Raw genomic sequence first — 22,108 nt, 5'->3', positions numbered from 1 at the left:
GGCGTCCCGCGCTCGGTCACTCTCGCAGGAGGAATGGCGACAGAAGGTAAAGGTGATTGACTCTCGCCCATGACTGATGCGGCATTGGTTCTGATTGTTGGCGGTTTGGCGGTTTTCGTTGGGGCGATTGTTCAGGGCGGGGTGGGTTTCGGTCTCGGGCTGGTCGCCGCTCCCGTGCTCACCATGCTCGGCCCCGACCTCATGCCGGGCGCCATCCAGGTCGTCAACGTGACGCTCCCGCTGTTCACGCTGGCCGCCGAGTGGCGGATGGTGGACTGGCGCGGGCTCGGGTTCGCGGTGCTGGGAAGGCTGCCCGGGAGCGTCATCGGCGCGGTCATCGTCGTCTACGTCTCCGCGTACACCAGAGGCGTCTTCGTGGCTGTCATGGTGCTCGTCGCGGTGGCCCTGACGGCCCGGGCGCTGAGCGTGCCGCGCAACGGGCTGACGCTCTCCTCCGCCGGGTTCGTCTCCGGGATCACCGGGACGGCGACGGGCATCGGCGGACCGCCCATGGGGCTGGTGTACCAGCACGCCAAGGGGCCGCAGATCAGGGCGACGCTGGCGATGTTCTTCTTCCTGAGCGCCGCCCAGTCGCTGGTCATCCTCGCGGTCGTGGACGAGCTGCCGGCCCGGGCGCTGACGACGGGGGCGGTGCTGATCGTGCCCATGGTGCTCGGGTTCCTGGTCTCGGGGCCGCTGCGGCGATATCTGGACGGCGGCAAGGTGCGCAAGGCCGTGCTCGTGGTGGCCGCGGCCTCCGCCGTGGCGCTGCTCGTGCAGAACGTGATCGCACAGCTCACCTGAGACCGGAGCCAGGAAGATTGAGGTGACGTTTCTGGATTGTTACCCGAAACAACAAACTCCCGGCCCGCAGGGTCTTCCAACAGCAGGCCATCCCGGAATACGTTGCCGCAAACAACATTCATCCGGGCCCCTCCGGAAGAAAGGACCCTGCACCATGCGCAAGGGGATCCTCAGCCTGACCGCCGCGGCAGCCGTGCTCGCCCTCGGTCTCACCGCCTGCGGGGGGAACAGCGGTCAGACCAACGCGTCGACCTCGTCGGCCTCAGCCTCAGCCCCGGCTGCGAAGGCCGGGAAGATCGGCGTCATCCTGCCGGACAGCAAGTCCTCGGCCCGGTGGGAGACGGCGGACCGTAAATACCTCGAAGAGGCGTTCAAGGCCGCCGGTGTCCAGTACGACATCCAGAACGCCCAGAACGACAAGACGGCGTTCCAGACCATCGCCGACCAGATGATCACCAACGGCGCCACCGTCCTGATGATCGTGAACCTGGACAGCGGCAGCGGCAAGGCGGTCATCGACAAGGCCAAGTCCCAGGGCGTGGCCACGATCGACTACGACCGGCTGACGCTCGGCGGCGGCGCCGCCTACTACGTCAGCTTCGACAACACCAAGGTCGGCACCCTGCAGGGCGAGGGCCTGAGCAAGTGCCTGACCGACAAGAAGGCCAGCAAGCCCATCGTGGCGTACCTGAACGGCTCGCCGACGGACAACAACGCCACGCTGTTCAAGCAGGGCTACGACGGCGTGCTCAAGCCCAAGTTCGACTCCGGCGAGTACGTCAAGGGCCCCGACCAGGCCGTGCCCGACTGGGACAACACCCAGGCCGGCACGATCTTCGAGCAGATGCTCACCCAGCAGCCGAAGATCGCCGGCGTGCTGGCCGCCAACGACGGCCTCGGCAACGCCGCCATCACGGTGCTGAAGAAGCAGAACCTCAACGGCAAGGTGCCGGTCACCGGCCAGGACGCCACCGTCCAGGGCCTGCAGAACATCCTGTCCGGCGACCAGTGCATGACCGTCTACAAGGCCGTCAAGAAGGAGGCCGACGCCGCGGCCAAGCTCGCGGTGGCGCTGGCCAAGGGCGAGAAGCCCACGGCGAGCGGCAGCGTCAAGGACCCCGAGAGTGGTCAGGACGTCCCCTCCGAGCTGCTCGAGCCGCAGGCCATCTACCTCGACAACGTCAAGGACGTGGTGGCCGACGGTTACGTGACCAAGGAGGAACTGTGCACGGGTGACTTCGCCAAGAAGTGCACCGAGGCAGGTATTCAATAAGACCAAAGGGGGCGCGGCCCGACCGGTCGTGCCCCCTTTTAGGGAGCCCCATGACCCCCCTCCTTGAAGTGCGCGGGATCGACAAGAGCTTCGGTCCGGTGAAGGTCCTGCACAAGGTCGAGCTCGAGGCATACGCCGGCGAGGTGACGGCCCTGGTCGGAGACAACGGCGCGGGCAAGTCGACCCTGGTCAAGTGCATCGGCGGCATCTATCCGATCGACGACGGCGAGATCCTGTTCGACGGCCGGCAGGTGCACGTCCACAGCCCCCGCGACGCGGGCGAGCTGGGGATCGAGATCGTGTACCAGGACCTGGCCCTGTGCGACAACCTCGACATCGTCCAGAACATGTTCCTCGGCAGGGAGCGCAAGAACGGGCTCCTGCTCGACGAGGACAGCATGGAGGAACTGGCCGAGAAGACCCTCAGCGGCCTGTCCGTGCGCACGGTGAAGTCCATCAGGCAGCAGGTCTCCAGCCTGTCCGGCGGGCAGCGGCAGACCGTGGCCATCGCCAAGGCCGTGCTGTGGAACAGCAAGGTCGTCATCCTCGACGAGCCGACCGCGGCGCTGGGCGTGGCCCAGACCGCACAGGTGCTGGAGCTGGTGCGCAGGCTGGCCGACACCGGCCTGGCCGTCGTGCTCATCTCGCACAACATGAACGACGTCTTCGCCGTCTCCGACCGGATCGCGGCGCTCTACCTCGGCAGGATGGCCGCCCAGGTCAGGACCGCCGACGTGACTCACGCCCAGGTCGTCGAACTGATCACCTCAGGCCGCAGCGGGGAACTCGGCCTCAAGAACGGGGTCACCCCATGAGCAAGGTCAAAGAACTCCCCGGCGAGGCCATCGCCGCCGCGACGCAGTCGCCGTCGATCGGCAACAGCTTCCTCGCCTACGTCGAGCGCGTGCGCGGCGGGGACATGGGCGCGCTGCCCGCCGTACTGGGGCTGGTCGTGCTCTGTACGGTCTTCGCCGTCGCCCGCCCCGCCTTCGTCACCTCGATCAACTTCGCCAACCTCTTCACCCAGGGCGCCGCGATCACCCTGATCGCGATGGGCCTGGTGTTCGTGCTGCTGCTCGGCGAGATCGACCTGTCCGCCGGCTTCGCCAGCGGCGTGTGCGCGGCGGTGCTCGCCGTCACGCTCAGCAGCCTGGGCCTGCCCTGGTACGTGTGCGTGCTGGCCGCCATCGTCACCGGCGTGATCATCGGCACGGTGCTCGGCACGCTCGTCGCCAAGGTCGGGATCCCGTCGTTCGTGGTCACGCTGGCCGCCTTCCTGGCCTTCCAGGGCCTGGTCCTGGTGCTGGTCCAGGAGGGCACGAACATCTCCATCAGGGACAGCGTGATCGTCGCCATCGCCAACAAGAACCTGCCGCCCTGGCTGGGCTGGCTGCTCTACGCGGCCTGCGTGGCGGTCTTCGCCGCCGTCCAGCTCCTGCGGGCCAGGAAGCGCACCAAGCGCGGGCTGACGGCCGACCCGATGTCGCTGATCGCCGCCCGCGTGGGCGCGCTGGCGGTGCTGGCCGGGCTCGCGGTCTACGTGCTCAACCTGGAGCGCAGCCGCAACCCGGCGCTGGTCTCCCTCACCGGCGTGCCGATCGTGGTGCCGATCATCCTGGTGCTGCTGATCGCGTGGACGATGGTGCTGCGCCGTACCGCGTTCGGCCGCCACATCTACGCGGTCGGCGGCAACACCGAGGCCGCGCGCCGGGCCGGCATCCCGGTCGACCGGATCAGGATCAGCGCGTTCGTGATCTGCTCCTCGATGGCCGCGGTCGGCGGGATCGTGGCCGCGTCCAGGGCCAGCTCGGTCGACCCGAACACGGGCGGCAGCTCCGTCCTGCTGTACGCGGTCGGCGCGGCGGTCATCGGCGGCACCAGCCTGTTCGGTGGCAAGGGCAGGGTGCTGGACGCCGTGCTCGGCGGCGCCGTGGTGGCGGTCATCGAGAACGGCATGGGGCTGATGGGGTATGGGGCCAGCGTGAAGTACCTGGTCACGGGGTCCGTCCTGCTGCTCGCCGCGGGCGTCGACGCCCTGGCCCGCAAACGGGCGTCGGCCGCTGGTCTAAGGTGATCAGCGACTCACAGCCCCCGAAGGAATACCAGACGATGCGTGCCGGCCCCTCCCAAGAGGACATCAGGCGCCACAATCTCGGCGCGCTGCTTCGCCATGTCCATCTGGGCGGGCCGATCTCGCGTGCCGAGCTGACCTCGAGGATGGGGCTCAACCGCAGCACGATCATGGCGCTGACCTCGGACCTCACCGCGGCAGGGCTGGTGCGGGAGGAGCTGCCCCGCGAGACGGGCCGCGCGGGGCGGCCCTCGCTCGTGGTGCGGCCCGAGTCGGCGCGGGTCTACGTCTTCGCCTTCGACGTTGGCCCCGACCGGCTCGCGGTGGCCCGCGTGGGGCTGGGCGGGGTGATCCTCGACCGGCGTGAGACGACCCGCGAGCGCGGGAAGTTCGAGCTGGACGAGCTGACCGGGGTGCTGTCCGGCTTCGCCCGGCAGATGCGGCGCAAGACCAGGGACGACACCGTCTGCGTGGGCGCGGCGGCGGCCGTGTCCGGCGGCGTGCGCAAGGCCGACGGCGTGGTGCGGTTCTCGCCCAACCTGCTGGCCGAGGAGATCCCGTTCGGCGAGGAGCTGGGCCGCCGCCTCGGCCTCGGGCTGCCGGTCAGCGTGGGCAACGACGCCAACCTGGCCGCCCTCGCCGAGCACAGCCGGGGCGTCGGCGCCGTCGTCAGGGACCTCATCTGCCTGCACGGCGACGTGGGCATCGGCGGCGGCATCATCGCGGGCGGCCACCTGCTCGGCGGCCACGACGGCTACGGCGGCGAGGTCGGCCACATGGTCGTCAACCCCGGCGGGCGCGCCTGCGGCTGCGGGTCCCACGGATGCCTGGAAGCGGAGGTGGGGGAGCGGGCGCTGCTGGAGGCCGCGGGCCGCATCGGCCCCGGGCAGCACGGGCGCGACGCGGTGCGCGCCGTGGTGGAGGCCGCCGACCGGGGCGACATCGAGGCGCAGGACGCGCTCAAGAAGGTCGGCGACTGGCTCGGCCTCGGCGTCGCGAACCTGGTCAACATCTTCAACCCCGAGATGGTCATCTTCGGGGGCATCCTCCGGGAGATCTACCTGGGGTCCGCCGCGCGGGTGCGTAGCCAGCTCGCCCTGCACGCGATGGCGCCGCAGCGGGAGCGGCTGCGGCTGCGTACGGCCTCGCTCGGGGACGCCGCCCCGCTGGTGGGCGCGGCCGAGCTGGCCTTCGCCAACGTCCTCGCCGACCCCCTGGAGGTCCTCGCCCGCGCCAACACCTGACCCGTCAGCCGACCTTCGACTTGGCGGCCGTCCAGGTGTTGCAGAAGCCGGTGGCCCCGCCGCGGTAGCCGCGCTCCTGCCAGAAGGCGAGGTTGCGGGGTTTGCCGTGGATCTCGCTCTCGTCGGCCCTGCGCACCGCGTCGATCCAGTCCTCCCACTCGATCCCCGGCTTGATCGACTCCAGCGTGGCGCTGTACAAGACGCCGGCGAAGCACTCGGCCTGCATCTCCAGCCGGTGGCTCAGCAGGGCCTTCGCGTTGCCGGACGCCTGCCAGTACAGCGCGTTCTGCGCGTCCAGCACCCCGATGAGCTGCTGCACGTGGTGTCCCCACTCGTGGGCGACGGAGTGCGCGATGTTCATCCTGAAGGGGTCGCGCAGGTCGTGCTTCATGATCCGGATGGCGATCGTGCGCTGCTCGGGGCAGTACTGCGCGCCGTTGCTGGTGATCTCCCCGCAGACGGAGTCGCTTCCCGTCGTGATCGTGACCTCGGGCGGCGCGTACGGCAGCCGGGCCGCCGCGAACCGCCCGGCCCAGAAGCGGTCGGCGCATCCGGCCATCGCCCGGTAGAACGCCTTGAGCGAGGCGACGCTCCCCACGCGGATCTCGGGGACCTCGCAGGTCTGGGCGACCACGTCCCCGCCCATCGCCCCCAGAAGGCCGGCCTGCGCGATACGCGACGCCGCCCAGGCCGGCCCAGAAAAAAGCGCTGAGAACAGCAGCAGACCCGCGACCATGCCCGCTAAGAGGGAAATGCGCACGATCGCGGATCTTAGAGGACTTCTACGACACTTGGGACTTCGGAGCCTTCCAGGTGTTGCAGCCGCCGGCCGACTCGGTGTCGAAGCCGCGCTTGAGCCAGGCGCCGGTGTTCTTGGCGTTGCCGTGCGTCTTCTCGCCCCAGTTGTCGACCTTCACCCCGATGGCGGACAGGTCGAGGCCGGTGCCGCCGTTCTTGACCCAGTAGGTGAACTCGGACTCCTGGCGGCCCAGCGAGTGCCAGACGCTGCCGGTGAAGACCCCAGCCAGGCACTCGGCCTGCAGCTCCAGGCGACGGGACTCGTCGAGCACGCGGGCCTCGTTCTTGCGGCTGTACGGCGTCATGGCCTTGAACATGCCCGTCATGTTCTGGATGTGGTGGCCGTACTCGTGGGCCAGGACCAGCATCAGCATGATGTCGGTCGGCTCCTCGACGAGGTTGGCGCTGGCGAAAAAGGTGATCTTCTTGTTGGTCGAGCAGTACAGGGCCTGCACGCCGCCCTCGGGGAACTTGCCGCACCCGGTCGGTGCGCCGGGCTTGGTGATCACCTGCATGGCGGGCTTGGTGAACTTGAAGCCCGCCTTCTTCACCTTGGGCTCCCAGGCGGCGTTGAGGCAGTCGAGCACGACGTCCAGGTAGCCCTTGACCTCGTCCAGGCTGCCGGACTGCACCTTCGGCTCCGGGCACGAGTCGAAGCCGAGCTTGCCCGTCTTGTAGATCGGGCTTTTCGCCAGTACGGGCTTGTACGCCGGCGCGGCGGTGGCCGCGTGGGCCGTTCCGGCGAAGAGCAGGCTCGCCAGGGTGCCTGCCATAAGCGCCAATCGGGTGATACGCATGAGAAGGCACCCTATTGAATAGGGAGTTCCAGGTAAAGGAAGATTAAAGCGTGTTGCGGGACGCGGCGGACCAGGTGTTGCACGCGCCCGGACCGCCGCGGTTGAAGCCCCGCGTCATCCAGGCTGCCTGTGTGGGGCCCCTGCCGTGATCGTTCTGGGGCCAGCCCTTGGCGCCGTTCTTCCTGAACCAGTCGACCGTGTACGCCCAGTCGGCGTCGGTGACCAGCGCCGTTCCCTTCATCGTGCTCATGAACACCGACGAGAAGCACTCGGCCTGCAGTTCTGAATTGCGCGACAGTTGCAGCCGCTTCGCCTTGCCCGCGACATTCCTGGCGGTCCAGTAGTAGTTCCAGATGCCGGAGATCTGCTGGACGTGGTGCCCGTACTCGTGGGCGATCAGGCGGGTGATGCCCAGCGGGAACGGGTTGCGCAGCTGGTCCCTGCTGATCATCAGGTACATCGTGCGGTCGGTGGAGCAGTAGACGCCGTCGGCGCCGGTGTTCCACGTGCCGCAGGGCGTCCTGACCTTGGTGGTGATGATGCGCAGCCGCGGCTTGGTGAAGGGCAGGCCGGCCTTGCGGAACTGGGCGCCCCACGCCTTGTTGAGGCAGTTGGTCACGCGGGTCAGGAAGCGCCGGTACGCGGTCATGCTCCCGGCCGGCAGGTCGCCGGGGGCGCAGTTGACGTCGGTCAGGCGTCCGGTCCGGTAGAGCGGGTTCGCCGTCGCCAGCGCCCTGCCGATCGAGGGCCCCTTCTTCGACTCGCTGGAGCCCTTGGCCGCCGGGGAGGAGGGCTGCTGGGCCGCCCCGTTCCGCGGCTCCGTCGAGGTGGTGGCCACGTCGGCGAGCACGAGCACCAAACCGGCCGCTGCCAGGGCAAGTGCCAGCATGGCGACCGCCAGTGCCGCGACTTTGCTTTTGGGGGCGGAGTTCATATGTTCCGAAAAACTATCCCAAGATCAGACATATGTGGGTGGATTTGACTCGATGGAGTCAGTGAGGCGCGAGCGAACTAGACTCGGGTCATCGGCGCACAAGAGCAGAGGGGAGTCGGATCCGTGAGCGGGTTGCTGGGCTCGATAGAGGGACCGCACGACGTCAAACGGCTCACTGTCGAGGAGCTGCCGCGGCTGGCGGGGGAGATCCGCGACCTGCTGGTCGACTCGTGCGCCAGGTTCGGCGGCCATCTGGGCCCCAACCTGGGTGTGGTCGAGCTCACCATCGCCATCCACCGGGTCTTCGACTCCCCTGACGACCCCGTCGTCTGGGACACCGGCCACCAGTCGTACGTGCACAAGGTCCTCACCGGACGGGCCGCCGGCTTCGAGGCGCTCAAGCAGGAGGGCGGCCTGTCGGGCTACCCGAGCCAGGCCGAGTCGGAGCACGACTTCGTGGAAAACTCCCACGCCTCGACCGCGCTGTCCTACGCCGACGGCCTGGCCAAGGCGTTCAAGCTGCGCGGCGAGCAGGACCGCACGGTCGTGGCGGTGATCGGCGACGGCGCGCTGACCGGCGGCATGGCCTGGGAGGCGCTCAACAACATCGCCGCCGGCAAGGACCTGCGGCTCGTGATCGTGGTCAACGACAACGGCCGCTCCTACTCGCCCACGATCGGCGGCCTGGCCTCCCACCTGTCCTCCCTGCGGGTCAACCGCAGGTATGAGGACTTCCTCGACTACGTCAAGGACAAGTTGGGGAACGTTCCCGTGCTCTACGACGCCCTGCACGGCTTCAAGAAGGGCGTCAAGGACGTCCTGGCCCCGCAGGTCATGTTCGAGGACCTCGGGCTCAAATACGTCGGCCCCATCGACGGCCACGACGAGCAGGCCATGGAGGCGGCGCTGCGCAAGGCCCGCGACTTCCGCGGCCCGGTCATCGTCCACGCCCTCACCCAGAAGGGCCGCGGCTACACGCCCGCGGAGAATCACGACGAGGACCAGTTCCACTCGCCCGGCGCCTTCGACCGGGCCACCGGCGCGGAGAAGCCCAAGCCGCGCATCTGGACCAACGTCTTCAGCGAGGAGCTCGTCCGGCTCGGCAAGGAGCGCGAGGACCTCGTCGCGATCACCGCGGCCATGCTCCACCCGACGGGCCTCAACGCCTTCGCCGACGCCTTCCCCGAGCGCATCTACGACGTCGGCATCGCCGAGCAGCACGCGCTGACCAGCGCCGCCGGCCTCGCCCTCGGCGGCATGCACCCGGTGGTGGCCGTCTACGCCACGTTCCTCAACCGGGCCTTCGACCAGCTGCTCATGGACGTCGCGCTGCACCGGCTGCCCGTCACGGTGGTGCTCGACCGGGCGGGCGTCACGGGCGACGACGGCGCCAGCCACAACGGCATGTGGGACCTGTCGATCCTCCAGGTCGTCCCCGGGCTGCGGGTCGCGGTGCCGCGCGACGGCGACCGGCTGACCGAGCTGCTGCGCGAGGCCGTCCAGGTCACCGACGGCCCGACCGTGCTGCGCTTCCCCAAGGGCCCGGTCGCCGAGCCGGTCGAGCCGGTGGGCAAGCTGGGCGAGATGGACCTGCTGCGCACCCCCAAGGGCGACCCCGACGTGCTGCTGGTCGGCGTCGGCCCGATGGCGCAGCTCTGCATGGACGCCGCGGTCCTGCTCGACGCCCAGGGCATCGGGGCCACCGTGGTCGACCCCCGGTGGGTCAAGCCGCTCGACGAGGCGCTCGTGCTGGCCGCGAGCGCCCACAAGCTGGTGGCCGTCGTCGAGGACAACGGCCGCGTGGGCGCCGTGGGCGACGCCGTGGCCCGCCTGCTGCGCGACGCCGACGTCGACGTGCCCGTGCGCACGTACGGCATCCCGCAGGAGTTCCTCGACCACGCCAAGCGGGCCGCCATCCTCGCCAGGGTCGGCCTGACCGGGCAGGACCTCGCCCGGCAGATCACCGAGGCGGTCGCGAAGCGGACCTCCCACGAGATGCCCGCCCGCCACTGAGCGCCCGGCACACGGCGGCGGTGATCCCCGAGTACGGCGATCACCGCCGCGTCCCGGACTTCTGTCTCCACGGTGAGACTGGATCCTGGCCACGCATGATCACCCCGGGTGTGGGAAGGATCACTGGGCGTGGACATCTTTCGCACGAAGAGCGTCGAGCAGTCGATCCGTGACACCGAGGATCCGGAGCACCAGCTGCGCAAGCGCCTGACGGCCACCGACCTGACGGTCTTCGGCATCGGGGTGATCGTCGGCACCGGGATCTTCGTGCTCACGGGACAGGTCGCCAAGGAGGTGGCGGGTCCGGCGGTGGCGCTCTCGTTCGTCGTCGCGGGCATCGTCTGCGGGCTGGCGGCCCTGTGCTACGCCGAGTTCGCCTCCACCATCCCGGTCGCCGGCTCGGCCTACACCTTCTCCTTCGCCACCCTGGGCGAGTTCCCGGCCTGGGTGATCGGCTGGGACCTGACCCTGGAGCTGGCACTGGCCGCTGCCGTGGTGGCGGTCGGCTGGTCGGGCTACTTCGCCTCGATGCTGGCGTCCGTCGGCATCCATCTGCCCGCCTCGATCGCGGGGGAGAACCCCGTGGTCAACGTGCCCGCCATCCTCATCGTCCTCCTGCTCACCGTGATCCTGGTGATCGGCATCAAGGTCTCCTCGCGGGTCAACCTCATCCTGGTGATCACGAAGATCACGGTCGTGCTGCTGGTCATCGTGGCCGGGCTCTTCTTCGTCAAGGGGGCCAACTACACGCCGTTCATCCCCGAGGCCGTGTCCACGCCGCGGGTGGAAGGGCTGAAGGCGCCGCTGATCCAGGTGCTGTTCGGCGTCACGCCGGTCGCGTTCGGCGTGACGGGCATCTTCGCCGCCGCGGCGATCGTGTTCTTCGCCTTCATCGGCTTCGACATCGTGGCCACCGCCGCGGAGGAGACCATCCACCCGCAGCGCGACGTGCCGCGCGGCATCCTCGGCTCGCTGGCCATCTGCACGGCCCTGTACGTGGCCGTCTCGCTCGTCGTGGTCGGCATGCAGCGCTATGACCAGCTCAGCACCTCCGCGCCGCTGTCCGACGCGTTCACCTCGGTCGGCTACGGCTGGCTGGCCACGATCATCAGCGTCGGCGCCATCGCCGGCCTGACGACCGTGGTGCTCGTGCTGCTGCTCGGCCAGACCCGGGTGCTCTTCGCGATGTGCCGCGACGGGCTGCTGCCGCGCCCGCTGGCCAAGGTCCACCCCCGCTTCGGCACGCCGGCCCGGCTCACGATCATCATCGGCGTGGTGACGATGGCGCTGGCCGGGTTCGTGTCGTTCGGTGAGCTGGCCGAGCTGGTGAACATCGGCACGCTCTTCGCGTTCGTGGTGGTCTCGATCGGGGTGATCATCCTGCGGCGCACCCGGCCCGACCTGCCGAGGGCGTTCCGCGCGCCGTTCGTGCCGGTGCTGCCGGTCCTGTCGGTGCTGGCCTGCCTCTACCTCATGCTCAACCTGCCGGTGCAGACGTGGCTGAGGTTCCTGGTCTGGATGATCATCGGCGTCGTCATCTACTTCGTCTACGGCTACCGCCACAGCAGGACGGTGAAGGTCCGCGCCAGGGGCGGCGCCTGAGGGGGCGGGCGCGCGCCCGCCCCCTGCGGCCGCTCAGAGCGAGACGACGGCTCCCACCGCGGCCTTCATCGTGCAGCCGTTGCCGAAGACCTTGGCCCACTGCACCGCCCTGCCGTGCCACTGGCCGGCCACCACGACGGCGTGCGGCTGCAGCTCCTTCGTGCAGATGGCGTTCGGTGTGACGTTGAGCCGCTCGGGGTGCCCGTCGACCTTCTCCAGCAGCTGGCAGGCCGCGCGCGCGTTCGGGTGGGTGCCTCCCGCGGGCCCGCAGTAGAGCCAGACCGTCCTCGTCTCGCCGCCCTTGGCGGCGTCGACGATCTTGAGCTCCGCCTTCGGGTGTGGCGTGGCCAGGGCGGGCGCCGACGCGCCCAGCAGGAAGGCTCCGCAGAGCGCGAGGGCGCCGAGTGCTCTCATCATGAATACTCTCCGTTCGTAGAACGGTACTCAACGCTACGACGGAGATCGGCGAGGGCTAAGGAGGCCCGCCGGGCGGGCCCCCTTCAAAGGACTCAGGCAGGCAGCGAGGCCACGCCGGGCGGCAGGAACCGCGGCTGGGCGATGCCGGCCCTGTCCAGGTACGGGGTGATCCCACCCAGATGGAACGGCCAGCCGGCCCCGAGGATCATGCACAGGTCGATGTCCTGCGGCGCGGCGACCACGCCCTCGTCCAGCATGATGCGGATCTCCCTGGCCAGCGCCGCGAGGACGCGCTCGCGCACCTGCTCGGCGGTGGACGGTGACGCGCCGCCGGAGAAGAGGGCCACCGCCTCCGGGTCGAGCGTGAAGTCGGGCCCGTAGACGCCCGGCTTGCCCGCGGCGACCAGCTTGGCCATGTTCTCCGAGACGCCGAAGCGGTCGGGGAAGGCCTCGTGCAGCGTCTCGGCGACGTGCAGGCCGACGGCCGGGCCGACGAGTTGCAGCAGCGCGAACGGCGACATCGGCAGCCCGAGCCCGTCCAGCGCGTGCTCGGCCACCTCCAGGGGCGTGCCCTCGTCCACGGCCGTCACGACCTCGCCCATGAAGCAGGTCAGCAGCCGGTTGACCACGAACGCCGGGGCGTCCTTGACCAGCACCGACGACTTCTTCAGCGACTTGCCCACAGCGAACGCCGTGGCCAGCGTGGCATCGTCCGTCGCGGCGCCGCGGATGATCTCCAGCAGCGGCATGACGGCGACCGGGTTGAAGAAGTGGAACCCGACCAGCCGCTCGGGGTGCGCCAGCCCGGCGCCCATCTCGGTCAGGGAGAGCGAGGAGGTGTTCGTGGCCAGCACGCACTCGGCCGAGACCACGGCCTCCACCTCGGCGAACACCTGCTTCTTGACCGCCATGTCCTCGAACACGGCCTCGATCACGAAGTCGGCGTCGGCGAAGGCGTCCTTCGTCAGCGACCCGGTCACCAGGGCCTTGAGCCGGTTGGCCTGGTCGGCCGAGACGCGGCCCTTGCCGAGGAGCTTGTCGACCTCGGCGTGCACGTATCCGACGCCCTTGTCGAGCCGGGCCTGGTCGAGGTCGGTCAGCACGACCGGCACCTCCAGGCGGCGCGCGAACAGCAGCGCCATCTGCGAGGCCATCAGCCCCGCACCCACCACGCCGACCTTGGTGACCTTGCGGGCCAGCGACCGGTCGGGCGCGCCCGCGGGCCGCTTGGCGCGGCGCTGCACCAGGTCGAACGAGTAGAGCCCGGCCCGCAGCTCGTCGCCCATCAGCAGGTCGGCCAGCGCCTCGTCCTCGGCCGCGAAGCCCTCATCGCGCGAGGCCGTGCGGGCCTGGGCGATCAGGTCGAGCGCGCGGTAGGGGGCGGGTGAGGCGCCGCGCAGCTTCATGTCCACCAGGAAGCGCGCGTCGGCGACCGTCTTGTCCCAGTCCTCCTCGTGGGAGGGCCGCTCCACGGCCAGCTCGCCCTTGACCACGCGGGCGGCCCAGCGCAGCGACTCCTCCAGGAAGTCGGCGGGCTCGAACATCGCGTCCGCGACGCCCAGCTCGTACGCCTCCTTGCCCTTGACCATGCGGTTCTGCGAGAGCGGGTTCTCGATGACGAGCTTGATCGCGTTCGCCGGGCCGATCAGGTGGGGCAGGAGCTGCGTGCCGCCCCAGCCCGGCACCAGGCCGAGGAAGCACTCCGGCAGTGCCACCGCGGGCACGCCCGAGGAGATGGTCCGGTACGTGCAGTGCAGCGCCACCTCGAGCCCGCCGCCCATCGCGGCGCCGTTCACGAACGCGAACGACGGGATCGCCAGCTCGCCCAGCCTGCGGAAGACGTGGTGCCCCAGCGCGCCGATGGCCAGGGCCTCCTCGCGCGTCGACAGTGCGGCCGCGCCCTTGAGGTCGGCGCCGACGGCGAAGATGAACGGCTTGCCCGTCACGCCCACCGCGGCCAGGTCGTTGCGCTCGGCGATCTCCGACAGCGCGCCGTTGAGCGCGAACAGGCCGTTCGGGCCGAACGTGTTGGGCTTGGTGTGGTCGAAGCCGTTGTCCAGCGTGATCAGCGCCATCGTGCCGGCGCCGTAGGGGAGCTGGACGTCGCGCACGAGCGCCTTGGTGACGACTTCGTCGGTGCTGCGCCGGCTCAGCAGCGTGCGCCAGGTCTCAAGACTGGTCATGCGAGGTTCTCCCAGATCACAGTGCCGCCCATGCCCATGCCGACGCACATGGTGGTGATGCCGTACCGCACGTCGGGACGCTCGCCGAACTGCCGCGCGAGCTGCGTCATCAGCCGCACGCCAGAGGAGGCGAGCGGGTGCCCGTAGGCGATCGCGCCGCCGTACTGGTTCACGCGGGGATCGTCGTCGGCGATCCCGAAGTGGTCGAGGAACGCCAGCACCTGGACGGCGAACGCCTCGTTGATCTCGAACAGCCCGATGTCGGAGATGTCCAGGCCGGCCAGCCGGAGCGCCCGCTCCGTGGACGGGATCGGCCCGACGCCCATGACCTCGGGATCCACGCCCGCGAACGCGTAGGAGACGAGGCGCATCCGCGCGCCCAGCCCCAGCTCGTCCGCGACCTCCTTGGCTGCCACGACGCACCCGGTGGCGCCGTCGTTGATGCCGGAGGAGTTGCCCGCCGTGACGTTGCCGTGCGGCCGGAACGGCGTCTTGAGCGCGCTCAGCCCCTCCGTCGTGGTGCCGGGCCGCGGCGCCTCGTCCTCGACCGCCAGGCCCCAGCCCTTCTCGGCCGTCCTGATCGCGGTCGGCACCAGGTCGGGCTGGATCTTGCCGTCGGCGTACGCCTTGGCCGCCCGCTCCTGCGACAGCACCGCGTACGCGTCCGCGCGGCCCTTGGTGATGTGCGGGTAGCGGTCGTGCAGGTTCTCCGCCGTCATGCCCATGACCAGCGCGCTCGGATCGACCAGCTTCTCCGACAGGAAGCGCGGGTTGGGGTCGACGCCCTCGCCCATCGGGTGGCGGCCCATGTGCTCGACGCCGCCGGCGATGGCCACGTCGTACGCGCCGAACGCGATGCCGCCCGCGACCGTGGTGACCGCGGTCATCGCGCCCGCGCACATGCGGTCGATCGCGTAGCCGGGCACGCTCTTGGGCAGCCCCGCCAGCACCGCCGCCGCCCGGCCGATGGTCAGGCCCTGGTCGCCGATCTGCGTGGTCGCGGCGATGGCGACCTCGTCCACTCGCTCGGGGGGCAGGTTGGGATTGCGCCGGACGAGCTCGCGGATGACGCGGACGACCAGGTCGTCGGCGCGGGTCTCCGCGTACAGCCCTTTCGGTCCTGATTTGCCGAAAGGCGTGCGCACGCCGTCGACGAACACGACGTCACGAGAGGAAGGCACGGATTCGCTCCTCGTTGATAGGGTTCCGTGCCTATGCTACTCGTCAGTAACTACTCCGCAGACGAGGGCGGCGGTCAGCAATGTGTAAACGACCACCGTGGCCGGCTCCCAGAGATGGGCGCGGGCCCCGACCAGGGCCGCGACCGCCACGGCCGCGCCCGTCCAGAGCGCCGCGCCCTCTCTCCGGCGCGCGCCTCGGCCGGGGTCCCACGGATCGCCAGGTGACCCGCCCGACCGCAGGACGCACGCCAGTGTCCCCAATGCGTCACGTGCCCACCAGAGGGCGAACAACACCCCGGCCGCGAGACTCATCAGCGCCAGCGCCTCGATGGCCCAGCCCAGGGAGTCGGCGAAGCCGTACAGGGCGGCCTCCCGGAACAGGCGCGGCGCCGTCCAGCCGAGCAGCAGCGTCACCGCCCAGCAGCAGGCCACGGCCAGCCTGCTGAGGGGGCGCACGCGGCCCGTGCGGGGCGCGGCGTACAGCTCGCGCTCTTTGCGGCGGACGCACCGGGCGTGGGTGCCCCAGACGTACTGGGTGATCGCCAGCGCGGGCACCGCGGCCGCGAAGACCACGAGCGACAGCACGGCCAGCGGCAGCGTCTGCTCCCTCGTCTGCGCCCGGTCGGCGAGCAGCTGGGCGGTGGCCAGCAGCGCGATCGAGGCGGAGAGCGCGACGAAGGCGCGGCGGCGGGCGGTCCTGGCCGTGGCCCGCAGCCCGGCCAGTTCCTGGGCGCCTGGAGGGGGCGCCATCTCGGTCAACAGCATGAATGTCATCATGGCGTCACTCTGCGTGGCGACGCCCTGGATTCGCGCGCTTTGGATGGAGCTCCTCGCCCGGCACACAACAGTGGCAGCACCGAGGATTGCCACTTTTATCTGCAAGGCGCGACAGTCCTGGAATCATCGGTAACTCGGTGAGCTACGCGCCGCCACCTGGCGGAACGCGTTTCTCTTGTGGGGTGGGTGAAGGGGGGCGCGTGAGTCAGAGTCCGGAACACGTGGTGGGTGCTTCGCCGCGGCGCAGGAGGCGGCGTGAGCGTGGCCCGCGAAAGCGGGTCTCCATGCTGGGGTGGGTCGGCATCGGGATGACGCTGGTGCTGGTGGTCGTCTCGGTCGGGGCGTACGCCTACTACCGGCGCATCGAGAGCGAGATCCCCCGCGAGCCCATCAACGTCGGGAGCCGCCCGCCGGACACCGGCGCGCTCAACGTCCTGCTCGTCGGCTCCGACTCCCGTCAGGGCGACAACAAGAAGTACGGCCCCAATCTCAAGGAGATCGGCGAGCGCACCGACACGATCATGCTGCTGCACATCTCCCCCAACCGGGACAAGGCCACCATGATCAGCTTTCCGCGCGACTCCATGGTCGCGATCCCGGAGTGCAAGAGCCGTACCGGCGCCGTGATCCCCGGCGGGCTGCGCCAGATCAACGCCGCCTTCAACGAGGGCGGCATCAACTGCACGATCAAGACCCTCGAGTCGCTCACGAACATCAGGATCGACCACTTCGTGAAGGTGGACTTCACCGGCTTCAAGGGCATCATCGACGCCATCGGCGGCATCGAGATCTGCCTGCCCAAGGCCGTCAACGACCCCAAGGCGAAGCTGGTGCTCAGCGCGGGCCGGCACGTCGTCAACGGCGAGCAGGCGCTGGGGTACGTGCGCACCCGCTACGCGCTGGGCGACGGCAGCGACCTGAGCAGGATCCAGCGCCAGCAGGTCTTCCTCACCAAGGTGCTGCAGGCGGTCACCGACGGCGGCCTGCTCACCGACCCGGGCAAGCTGAACTCCTTCCTGCTGGCCGCCACCAAGGCCGTCACCCTGGACGACCAGCTCACGCTCGACCGCATGGTGGAGATCGCCTTCAGCGTCAAGGGCCTGACGACCAAGGAGCTCAAGGGCATCACGGTGCCCACCGAGCCCTACCCGGCCGACAAGAACCGGGTCCAGTTCAGCCAGCCGGCCGCGCGCGACTTCTTCGAGAGCGTGCGCAACGACGTCGAGGTCACCGCCGCCCCCACGCCCGGCAAGTCCGCCGGGCCCAAGATCGAGAACAAGCAGGTGCGCGTCCAGGTGCTCAACGGCACGGGGGAGCAGGGCAAGGCGCTCAGGGTGGCCGACGAGCTGGCCGCCCAGGGGTTCGTGATCACGGAGGTCGGCAACGTCGCCACGACCCCGAAGACCGCCCTCCGGTATGCCAAGAAGGACGCCGCCGACGGGCCCGCCTACGGGGACGCGGTGGCGGTGCGGCTGTCGAAGGAGAAGAGGACGCCCGTGGCCGGCAAGGTCAGGCCGGTCACCACGCAGCCGTACAAGTCCAAGGCCGGCGTCGAGGTCCCCGGCGGGCCGATCGTCCAGCTCGTCATCGGGGCGGACTGGCCCGGCGTGCGCGTCGTGTCGGCGATCCCCGACTCGCTCAAGGACAAGGTCGTCGACTCCACCACCAACCCCTGCCTGTGATCCCTGACTGTGCCCCTTGACCGGCCGCCCGGACCTGGTTTTCGGGCGGCCGGTGGCGTCTCGTGGCGCGCGACCCCGGAGCGTGCCCGCGCGGGTGAATTCCGTGGTCAAAGGGGGTGTCGGAGGGCCGATCGGCTCACCAACAGCGTGCTCCCGATCTCCTAGAGTGACGAAAGTTACAGAGAGTGTTTTTAGGGAAACATGTGAAATTTCCGGACAAGTGATGGTCGGGTCTGTTAAGAAGGGCGCGGTCCGAATTCGTACTAGAGAGGTTCATCGTGGCGCGCGACGAGAACGACAGGCCTTATGAGGATGGGCAGGGGAGGTCGTTAAACCCGGAGCTGACGGGCGACGTGCTTTCCCCACGGTGGAGCACCGATGACACCGACGAGCAGCCCGCCATCCAGGTCGTCGGCAACGAGACCTACATCCTCCCCCTCGACAAGAGCGAGCCCCAGCTCATCGGGGGCCGTGACCTGCTCGACGACGGCCCGCACGATGTCCTCGGCGGTCAGAACGACCCGCTCGACGCGGGTCAGCGCGACGTGTACGGCGACCCGCTCGACGTGGGGGGCCAGCGTGACGCGTATGTGGCGGGCGACCCGCTCGACGGGAGCCAGCGTGACGTGTATGTGGCGGGCGACCCGCTCGACGGGAGCCACCGCGACGTGTACGGCGGCGCCAGCGGTCCCCATACCGTCCTGGACGCCAACGACCTGGGCGGGCCCAGCGGCCCCCACCGCGTCGACGATGACAACCCGTACCTCCCGCTCGACCGCAGCTACGACGCCGGGCTCGACGACGACCACGACGACGACAAGCCCAAGCGCGGCTTCCTCGGCTCGGGCTGGACGGAGGACTCGGACGACAAGCGCCCGGAGGACAGGCGCTCGGGCGGCCGTTCCGGCGGCGGCAGCGGCGAGGACGGCGAGGTGCGCCGGCGTACCAGGAAGCTGCTGGTGGTCGCGGCCGCGGTGGTGCTGGTCGGCGTGGGCGCCGGCTTCATGCTCACGGGCAACTCCTCCGACGACCCCTGCAAGGGCGGCCAGTGCGCCAGCGCGGGCGAGGTGACGCGCCCCTCGGAGACCGCGGCCCCCGAGGACACGACCTCGGAGGAGGAGGCTCCCGAGACCGAGGATACGGACACCCCGGAGCCGACCGACACCGAGACCGATACCCCGACGACGACCGCGCCCACTCGGGCGGCCCGGCCCACGCGCGAGCCTTCGGCCCGTCCGACGAACACGCGCATCGGCCAGCCGACGGCGAAGGCGAGCACCAGGCCCACCCGCGCCCCGCAGAACCAGACGAACGACACCGACGACAGCCCGAAGACGTCGAACGACACGGACAACACGGTGTCGACCAAGGCGCCGGAGTCGAAGTCCACCCAGGCTCCGTCCACGCAGGCGCCGCCGACCCAGGCGCCGGTGCCCACGCCCACCAAGGAGAGCAAGGGAATTCTGGACATCCTGTTCCCCTGGGCCTGAGACGTGCGAGGATGCGGATCCAGGTGCTGATCTGGCAGACTTGGAAACCGCTTTCCGGGGAGGTCTCGTGGTCACGCTTGAAGACGTCGCCAAGCAGGCGGGCGTCTCGCTCGCGACAGCCTCGCGGGTGCTCAACGGCAGCACCCGCCAGGTGGGCGCCACTTTGCGGGCGCGCGTCGAGCAGGCCGCGGACGAGCTGGGCTACCGCGCCAACATCGCCGCCCAGACGCTCGCCCGCGGGGCCAGCAACGTCATCGGCATCGTCGTCCACGACCTGACCGACCCCTACTTCGCGGCCCTGGCCGACGGGGCGATGCGGGCCGCCGCCACCGAGGGCCTGCTGGTCATGGTCGGCACCACGCATCGCGACCCCGAGCAGGAGATCGCCTACGTGGCGACGCTGCACGCCCAGCGCGTGCGGGCGGTGTTGCTGGTCGGCTCGCGCGTCGCCGACCCCGCCGTCACGGGGCGCCTGCGTGACGAGCTCGCCCGCTACCAGTCGGGCGGCGGCCGCGCCGCCTGCGTGGGCCAGGACCTCCTCGGCGTCGACACCGTCGCGCCCGCCAACAGGCAGGGCGCGGCCGAGCTGGCCCGCGCGCTGGCCGGGCTCGGGCACACGCGGTTCGCGGTGCTGGCCGGGCCGCCGCACCTGGTGACGGCGGCCGACCGGTGCGCCGGGTTCGCCGGGGCGCTGGAGGAGCTCGGGCTGCCCGCGCCGCACGTCATCCACGGGCCGTTCGACCGCGACGGCGGCTACGCGGCCGCCCAGCAGGTCAAGGACGCGACCTGCGTGTTCGCGGTCAACGACGTGATGGCGGTCGGAGCGCTCGCGGCCTACAGGGAGCGCGGGGTCCGGGTGCCGGAGGACGTCTCGGTCGCCGGGTTCGACGACATCGTGACCTTGCGGGACCACGTGCCCGCGCTGACGACCGTGCGGCTGCCCCTGACGGACATGGGCGCGCGGGCGCTGGAGCTCGCGCTGGGCGAGACGGAGGCGGTCGTGGTCGAGCAGGTCGCGGGCGAGGTCGTGCTGCGAGAGAGCGTACGGAGGATGGCGTGAGACTGGCCGTGAGCACCCTGGGCATGCCCGGTGAAGGGCTGGACAGGGCGATCGGGATCGCGGCCGGCGGTGGCTGCCAGGGCCTCGAGCTGCGCCTGCACCCGGACACCGGGGTCCACAAGGGCCTCGACGCCGCGGAGCGGCGCTCGGTGCGGGAACGGGTCGAGCGGGCGGGCCTGGAGATCGCGGCACTCGCCGGATATGTCAAGGTTTGTGGGCCTGGGCCGGACGAACCGGTCATCGAGCCGCTCCTCGCCGACCTCCGGCTCGCCGCCGACCTGGGCGCTCCCGCGGTGCGGGTGTTCCCGGGCGGCGACGATCCCGCCGTCGGCGCCCGCCGGCTCAAGGCGGTCTCCGGTACGGCCGCCGCGCTCGGTGTCCGCGTTCTCGTCGAGACGCACGACCACATGGCCACCGGTGCCGCCGTGGCCGGGCTGCTGGCCGAGGCGGGCTGTCCCGAGAGCAGCGGCGCGATCTGGGACCTGCTGCACCCGTGGCGCCACGGCGAGCCCCCGGCCGAAACGCTGGCCGCGCTGGGCCCGTACCTGTCCTACGTCCAGGTCAAGGACGCGGTCTCGGCCGAGGACACCACGCCGGTGCCCATGTGGACCGGATCGGTGCCGCTGGAGGAGTCGGGCGAGCTGCTGCGCGCGGCCGGTTATGACGGATGGGTGTCGCTGGAGTGGGAGCGCACCTGGTATCCGCAGGTCGCCCCGGTCGAGGAGATCCTCCCGGGCGCGGCTGACTGGGTGCGGCGTTTCGCCCTTTAGATACCTTTCGCCGCTTAGATAGGGGGATGCCCCTATCTAAGCGGAACAAGGTGCTGGTCGTCGGGATGGACGGCCTGCGGTTCGACCGCCTCCAGGCTCTGGGCGCGCCCGTGCTGGGCTCGCTCATGTCCTCCGGCGCGTACGGCACCAGCAAGCTCCCCTACGGCGAGGCGGGGACGCCGCGTACGGAGTCGCCCGGCCAGGTCGTCCCCAAGTCCCCCGAGCCGGGCGGGCGCGTCATCGCGTCGCGGACCGACTCGGGCCCCGGCTGGTCGTCGATCGCCACCGGCGTCTGGCCGGACAAGCACGGCGTGGTGGACAACGGCTTCGCCAGCCCCCGTTTCATGAAATATCCGGACTTCTTGACTCGGGCGAAGCATGCCCGGCCGGAGCTGAGCACCGCCGCGTTCTTCTCCTGGGCGGCGCTGGATGAGCACGGCGCGTTCAGCCCGGCCATCGATCACCGGTTCGTGCTGGACGGCTACGGGTTCGGCTCCTGGGCCGAGGCCGACAGGCGGATCGCCGAGGCCGCCGAGCGGCACCTGGCGGCGACCGACCCCGACGCCGTCTTCGTCTACCTGGGCGACACCGACGAGGTGGCCCACGACCTCGGCCCCCATTGCCCCGAGTACTTCGACGCGCTCCAGGCTCAGGACGCCTACCTGGGGCGGCTGCTCGACACGGTCCGGGGGCGCTCCTCGTACCGCGACGAGCGATGGACGGTGCTGATCACGACCGACCACGGGCACGTGGACGAGGGCGGCCACGGCGGGACGTCGGACGAGGAGCGCACGGTGTTCGTGATCGCGAACCGGCTGGAGGAGGACCTGGGCGGCCGCTCGCTCGGCGAGCCGCGGCTGGTCGACGTGGGGCCGACGGCGCTGGCCGTCCTGGGCGTCAGGCTCGATCCCGCCTGGGATCTGGACGGTGCGGATCTTTTCATCAACTGTTGAATTTCTGCCCCGGACGAGCCAGACTGAGTGACAGGACGCCGAACGTCAGGGGAGCAGAC

Annotated in this window: 19 protein-coding genes; 12 read left to right on the top strand and 7 right to left on the bottom strand. The window is 70.2% G+C overall.

What is annotated here, in order from left to right; translation table 11 throughout:
- The first annotated feature begins 105 nt into the window (after positions 1-105).
- The 5 genes from ACFKCF_RS02865 (at position 106) to ACFKCF_RS02845 (ending at position 5,392) form a co-directional block, all read left to right on the top strand.
- Complete coding sequence (locus ACFKCF_RS02865; protein ID WP_394490271.1) at positions 106-804, top strand: sulfite exporter TauE/SafE family protein; 699 nt, start codon at positions 106-108, stop codon at positions 802-804.
- A 154-nt stretch (positions 805-958) separates the two neighbouring features.
- Positions 959-2,077 carry a sugar ABC transporter substrate-binding protein gene (locus tag ACFKCF_RS02860; protein ID WP_394490269.1) on the top strand — a complete coding sequence of 373 codons (1,119 nt, stop codon included), beginning with the start codon at positions 959-961 and terminating at the stop codon, positions 2,075-2,077.
- A gap of 50 nt (positions 2,078-2,127) precedes the next feature.
- The gene (locus ACFKCF_RS02855) at positions 2,128-2,892 is read left to right on the top strand and encodes an ATP-binding cassette domain-containing protein (protein WP_394490267.1); all 765 of its coding nucleotides are present in this window, start codon (positions 2,128-2,130) and stop codon (positions 2,890-2,892) included.
- A complete protein-coding gene (locus tag ACFKCF_RS02850; protein ID WP_394490265.1) occupies positions 2,889-4,151 on the top strand; it encodes a sugar ABC transporter permease in 1,263 nt (420 codons plus the stop codon). The genes ACFKCF_RS02855 and ACFKCF_RS02850 overlap by 4 nt, the downstream gene beginning before the upstream one ends.
- A 35-nt stretch (positions 4,152-4,186) precedes the next feature.
- Positions 4,187-5,392, top strand: a complete 1,206-nt coding sequence (locus ACFKCF_RS02845) for an ROK family protein (RefSeq protein WP_394490263.1) — start codon at positions 4,187-4,189, stop codon at positions 5,390-5,392.
- 4 nt (positions 5,393-5,396) lie between these two features.
- Here the strand turns inward: ACFKCF_RS02845 and ACFKCF_RS02840 are convergent, their stop codons facing one another.
- From ACFKCF_RS02840 to ACFKCF_RS02830, 3 genes are read right to left on the bottom strand one after another with little or no spacing between them, the layout of a single operon-like run.
- Positions 5,397-6,152 carry a neutral zinc metallopeptidase gene (locus ACFKCF_RS02840; RefSeq protein ID WP_394490261.1) on the bottom strand — a complete coding sequence of 252 codons (756 nt, stop codon included), beginning with the start codon at positions 6,150-6,152 and terminating at the stop codon, positions 5,397-5,399.
- Between the two features lie 22 nt (positions 6,153-6,174).
- Positions 6,175-6,987 (bottom strand): neutral zinc metallopeptidase, encoded by an 813-nt coding sequence (locus tag ACFKCF_RS02835; protein ID WP_394490259.1) that lies wholly within the window; start codon positions 6,985-6,987, stop codon positions 6,175-6,177.
- Between the two features lie 43 nt (positions 6,988-7,030).
- A complete protein-coding gene (locus ACFKCF_RS02830) occupies positions 7,031-7,876 on the bottom strand; it encodes a neutral zinc metallopeptidase (protein WP_394490257.1) in 846 nt (281 codons plus the stop codon).
- A gap of 177 nt (positions 7,877-8,053) precedes the next feature.
- On the opposite strand from ACFKCF_RS02830, the gene dxs reads away from it, so the two are divergent.
- Together dxs and ACFKCF_RS02820 are read left to right on the top strand one after the other, a co-directional pair.
- The gene (gene dxs / locus ACFKCF_RS02825) at positions 8,054-9,934 is read left to right on the top strand and encodes a 1-deoxy-D-xylulose-5-phosphate synthase (protein ID WP_394490749.1); all 1,881 of its coding nucleotides are present in this window, start codon (positions 8,054-8,056) and stop codon (positions 9,932-9,934) included.
- 129 nt (positions 9,935-10,063) lie between these two features.
- Positions 10,064-11,536, top strand: a complete 1,473-nt coding sequence (locus ACFKCF_RS02820) for an amino acid permease (protein WP_394490255.1) — start codon at positions 10,064-10,066, stop codon at positions 11,534-11,536.
- Between the two features lie 33 nt (positions 11,537-11,569).
- Here the strand turns inward: ACFKCF_RS02820 and ACFKCF_RS02815 are convergent, their stop codons facing one another.
- The 4 genes from ACFKCF_RS02815 to ACFKCF_RS02800 form a co-directional block, all read right to left on the bottom strand.
- Entirely contained in the window at positions 11,570-11,953 is a 384-nt protein-coding gene (locus tag ACFKCF_RS02815) for an SSI family serine proteinase inhibitor (RefSeq protein ID WP_394490253.1), read from the bottom strand.
- A gap of 92 nt (positions 11,954-12,045) precedes the next feature.
- Positions 12,046-14,136 (bottom strand): 3-hydroxyacyl-CoA dehydrogenase NAD-binding domain-containing protein, encoded by a 2,091-nt coding sequence (locus tag ACFKCF_RS02810; RefSeq protein WP_394490251.1) that lies wholly within the window; start codon positions 14,134-14,136, stop codon positions 12,046-12,048.
- Complete coding sequence (locus ACFKCF_RS02805) at positions 14,133-15,296, bottom strand: thiolase family protein (protein WP_394490747.1); 1,164 nt, start codon at positions 15,294-15,296, stop codon at positions 14,133-14,135. Before ACFKCF_RS02805 ends, ACFKCF_RS02810 begins: the two co-directional genes overlap by 4 nt.
- A gap of 57 nt (positions 15,297-15,353) precedes the next feature.
- Complete coding sequence (locus tag ACFKCF_RS02800; protein ID WP_394490249.1) at positions 15,354-16,082, bottom strand: hypothetical protein; 729 nt, start codon at positions 16,080-16,082, stop codon at positions 15,354-15,356.
- 296 nt (positions 16,083-16,378) lie between these two features.
- Here ACFKCF_RS02800 and ACFKCF_RS02795 point away from each other — a divergent pair, with 296 nt between their 5' ends.
- The 5 genes from ACFKCF_RS02795 (at position 16,379) to ACFKCF_RS02775 (ending at position 22,049) form a co-directional block, all read left to right on the top strand.
- Positions 16,379-17,776, top strand: coding sequence for an LCP family protein (locus ACFKCF_RS02795; RefSeq protein ID WP_394490247.1), 1,398 nt, complete (start codon positions 16,379-16,381; stop codon positions 17,774-17,776).
- A 353-nt stretch (positions 17,777-18,129) separates the two neighbouring features.
- Positions 18,130-19,266: a hypothetical protein gene (locus ACFKCF_RS02790; RefSeq protein ID WP_394490245.1), complete on the top strand. Its 1,137-nt coding sequence runs from the start codon at positions 18,130-18,132 to the stop codon at positions 19,264-19,266.
- 67 nt (positions 19,267-19,333) lie between these two features.
- The gene (locus tag ACFKCF_RS02785) at positions 19,334-20,326 is read left to right on the top strand and encodes a LacI family DNA-binding transcriptional regulator (protein ID WP_394490243.1); all 993 of its coding nucleotides are present in this window, start codon (positions 19,334-19,336) and stop codon (positions 20,324-20,326) included.
- Positions 20,323-21,096 (top strand): sugar phosphate isomerase/epimerase family protein, encoded by a 774-nt coding sequence (locus ACFKCF_RS02780; protein WP_394490241.1) that lies wholly within the window; start codon positions 20,323-20,325, stop codon positions 21,094-21,096. Before ACFKCF_RS02785 ends, ACFKCF_RS02780 begins: the two co-directional genes overlap by 4 nt.
- A gap of 26 nt (positions 21,097-21,122) precedes the next feature.
- Positions 21,123-22,049 (top strand): alkaline phosphatase family protein, encoded by a 927-nt coding sequence (locus tag ACFKCF_RS02775; protein ID WP_394490239.1) that lies wholly within the window; start codon positions 21,123-21,125, stop codon positions 22,047-22,049.
- Positions 22,050-22,108 lie beyond the last annotated feature (59 nt).

Source organism: Nonomuraea sp. JJY05 (genome assembly GCF_043496855.1).
GTDB lineage: Bacteria > Actinomycetota > Actinomycetes > Streptosporangiales > Streptosporangiaceae > Nonomuraea.
Note: the sequence above shows the minus strand (reverse complement) of the source record. Positions and strands in the feature narration are given on the sequence as shown.

Bases quoted from the DNA above. Each gene is read 5' to 3' on its own strand.
- ACFKCF_RS02795 (WP_394490247.1), top strand. From the start codon at position 16,379: ATGCTGGGGTGGGTCGGCATCGGGATGACGCTGGTGCTGGTGGTCGTC.
- ACFKCF_RS02815 (WP_394490253.1), bottom strand. From the start codon at position 11,953: ATGATGAGAGCACTCGGCGCCCTCGCGCTCTGCGGAGCCTTCCTGCTG.
- ACFKCF_RS02810 (WP_394490251.1), bottom strand. From the start codon at position 14,136: ATGACCAGTCTTGAGACCTGGCGCACGCTGCTGAGCCGGCGCAGCACC.
- ACFKCF_RS02855 (WP_394490267.1), top strand. From the start codon at position 2,128: ATGACCCCCCTCCTTGAAGTGCGCGGGATCGACAAGAGCTTCGGTCCG.
- ACFKCF_RS02860 (WP_394490269.1), top strand. From the start codon at position 959: ATGCGCAAGGGGATCCTCAGCCTGACCGCCGCGGCAGCCGTGCTCGCC.
- ACFKCF_RS02775 (WP_394490239.1), top strand. From the start codon at position 21,123: ATGCCCCTATCTAAGCGGAACAAGGTGCTGGTCGTCGGGATGGACGGC.
- ACFKCF_RS02850 (WP_394490265.1), top strand. From the start codon at position 2,889: ATGAGCAAGGTCAAAGAACTCCCCGGCGAGGCCATCGCCGCCGCGACG.
- ACFKCF_RS02835 (WP_394490259.1), bottom strand. From the start codon at position 6,987: ATGCGTATCACCCGATTGGCGCTTATGGCAGGCACCCTGGCGAGCCTG.
- ACFKCF_RS02830 (WP_394490257.1), bottom strand. From the start codon at position 7,876: ATGCTGGCACTTGCCCTGGCAGCGGCCGGTTTGGTGCTCGTGCTCGCC.
- ACFKCF_RS02800 (WP_394490249.1), bottom strand. From the start codon at position 16,082: ATGCTGTTGACCGAGATGGCGCCCCCTCCAGGCGCCCAGGAACTGGCC.
- ACFKCF_RS02845 (WP_394490263.1), top strand. From the start codon at position 4,187: ATGCGTGCCGGCCCCTCCCAAGAGGACATCAGGCGCCACAATCTCGGC.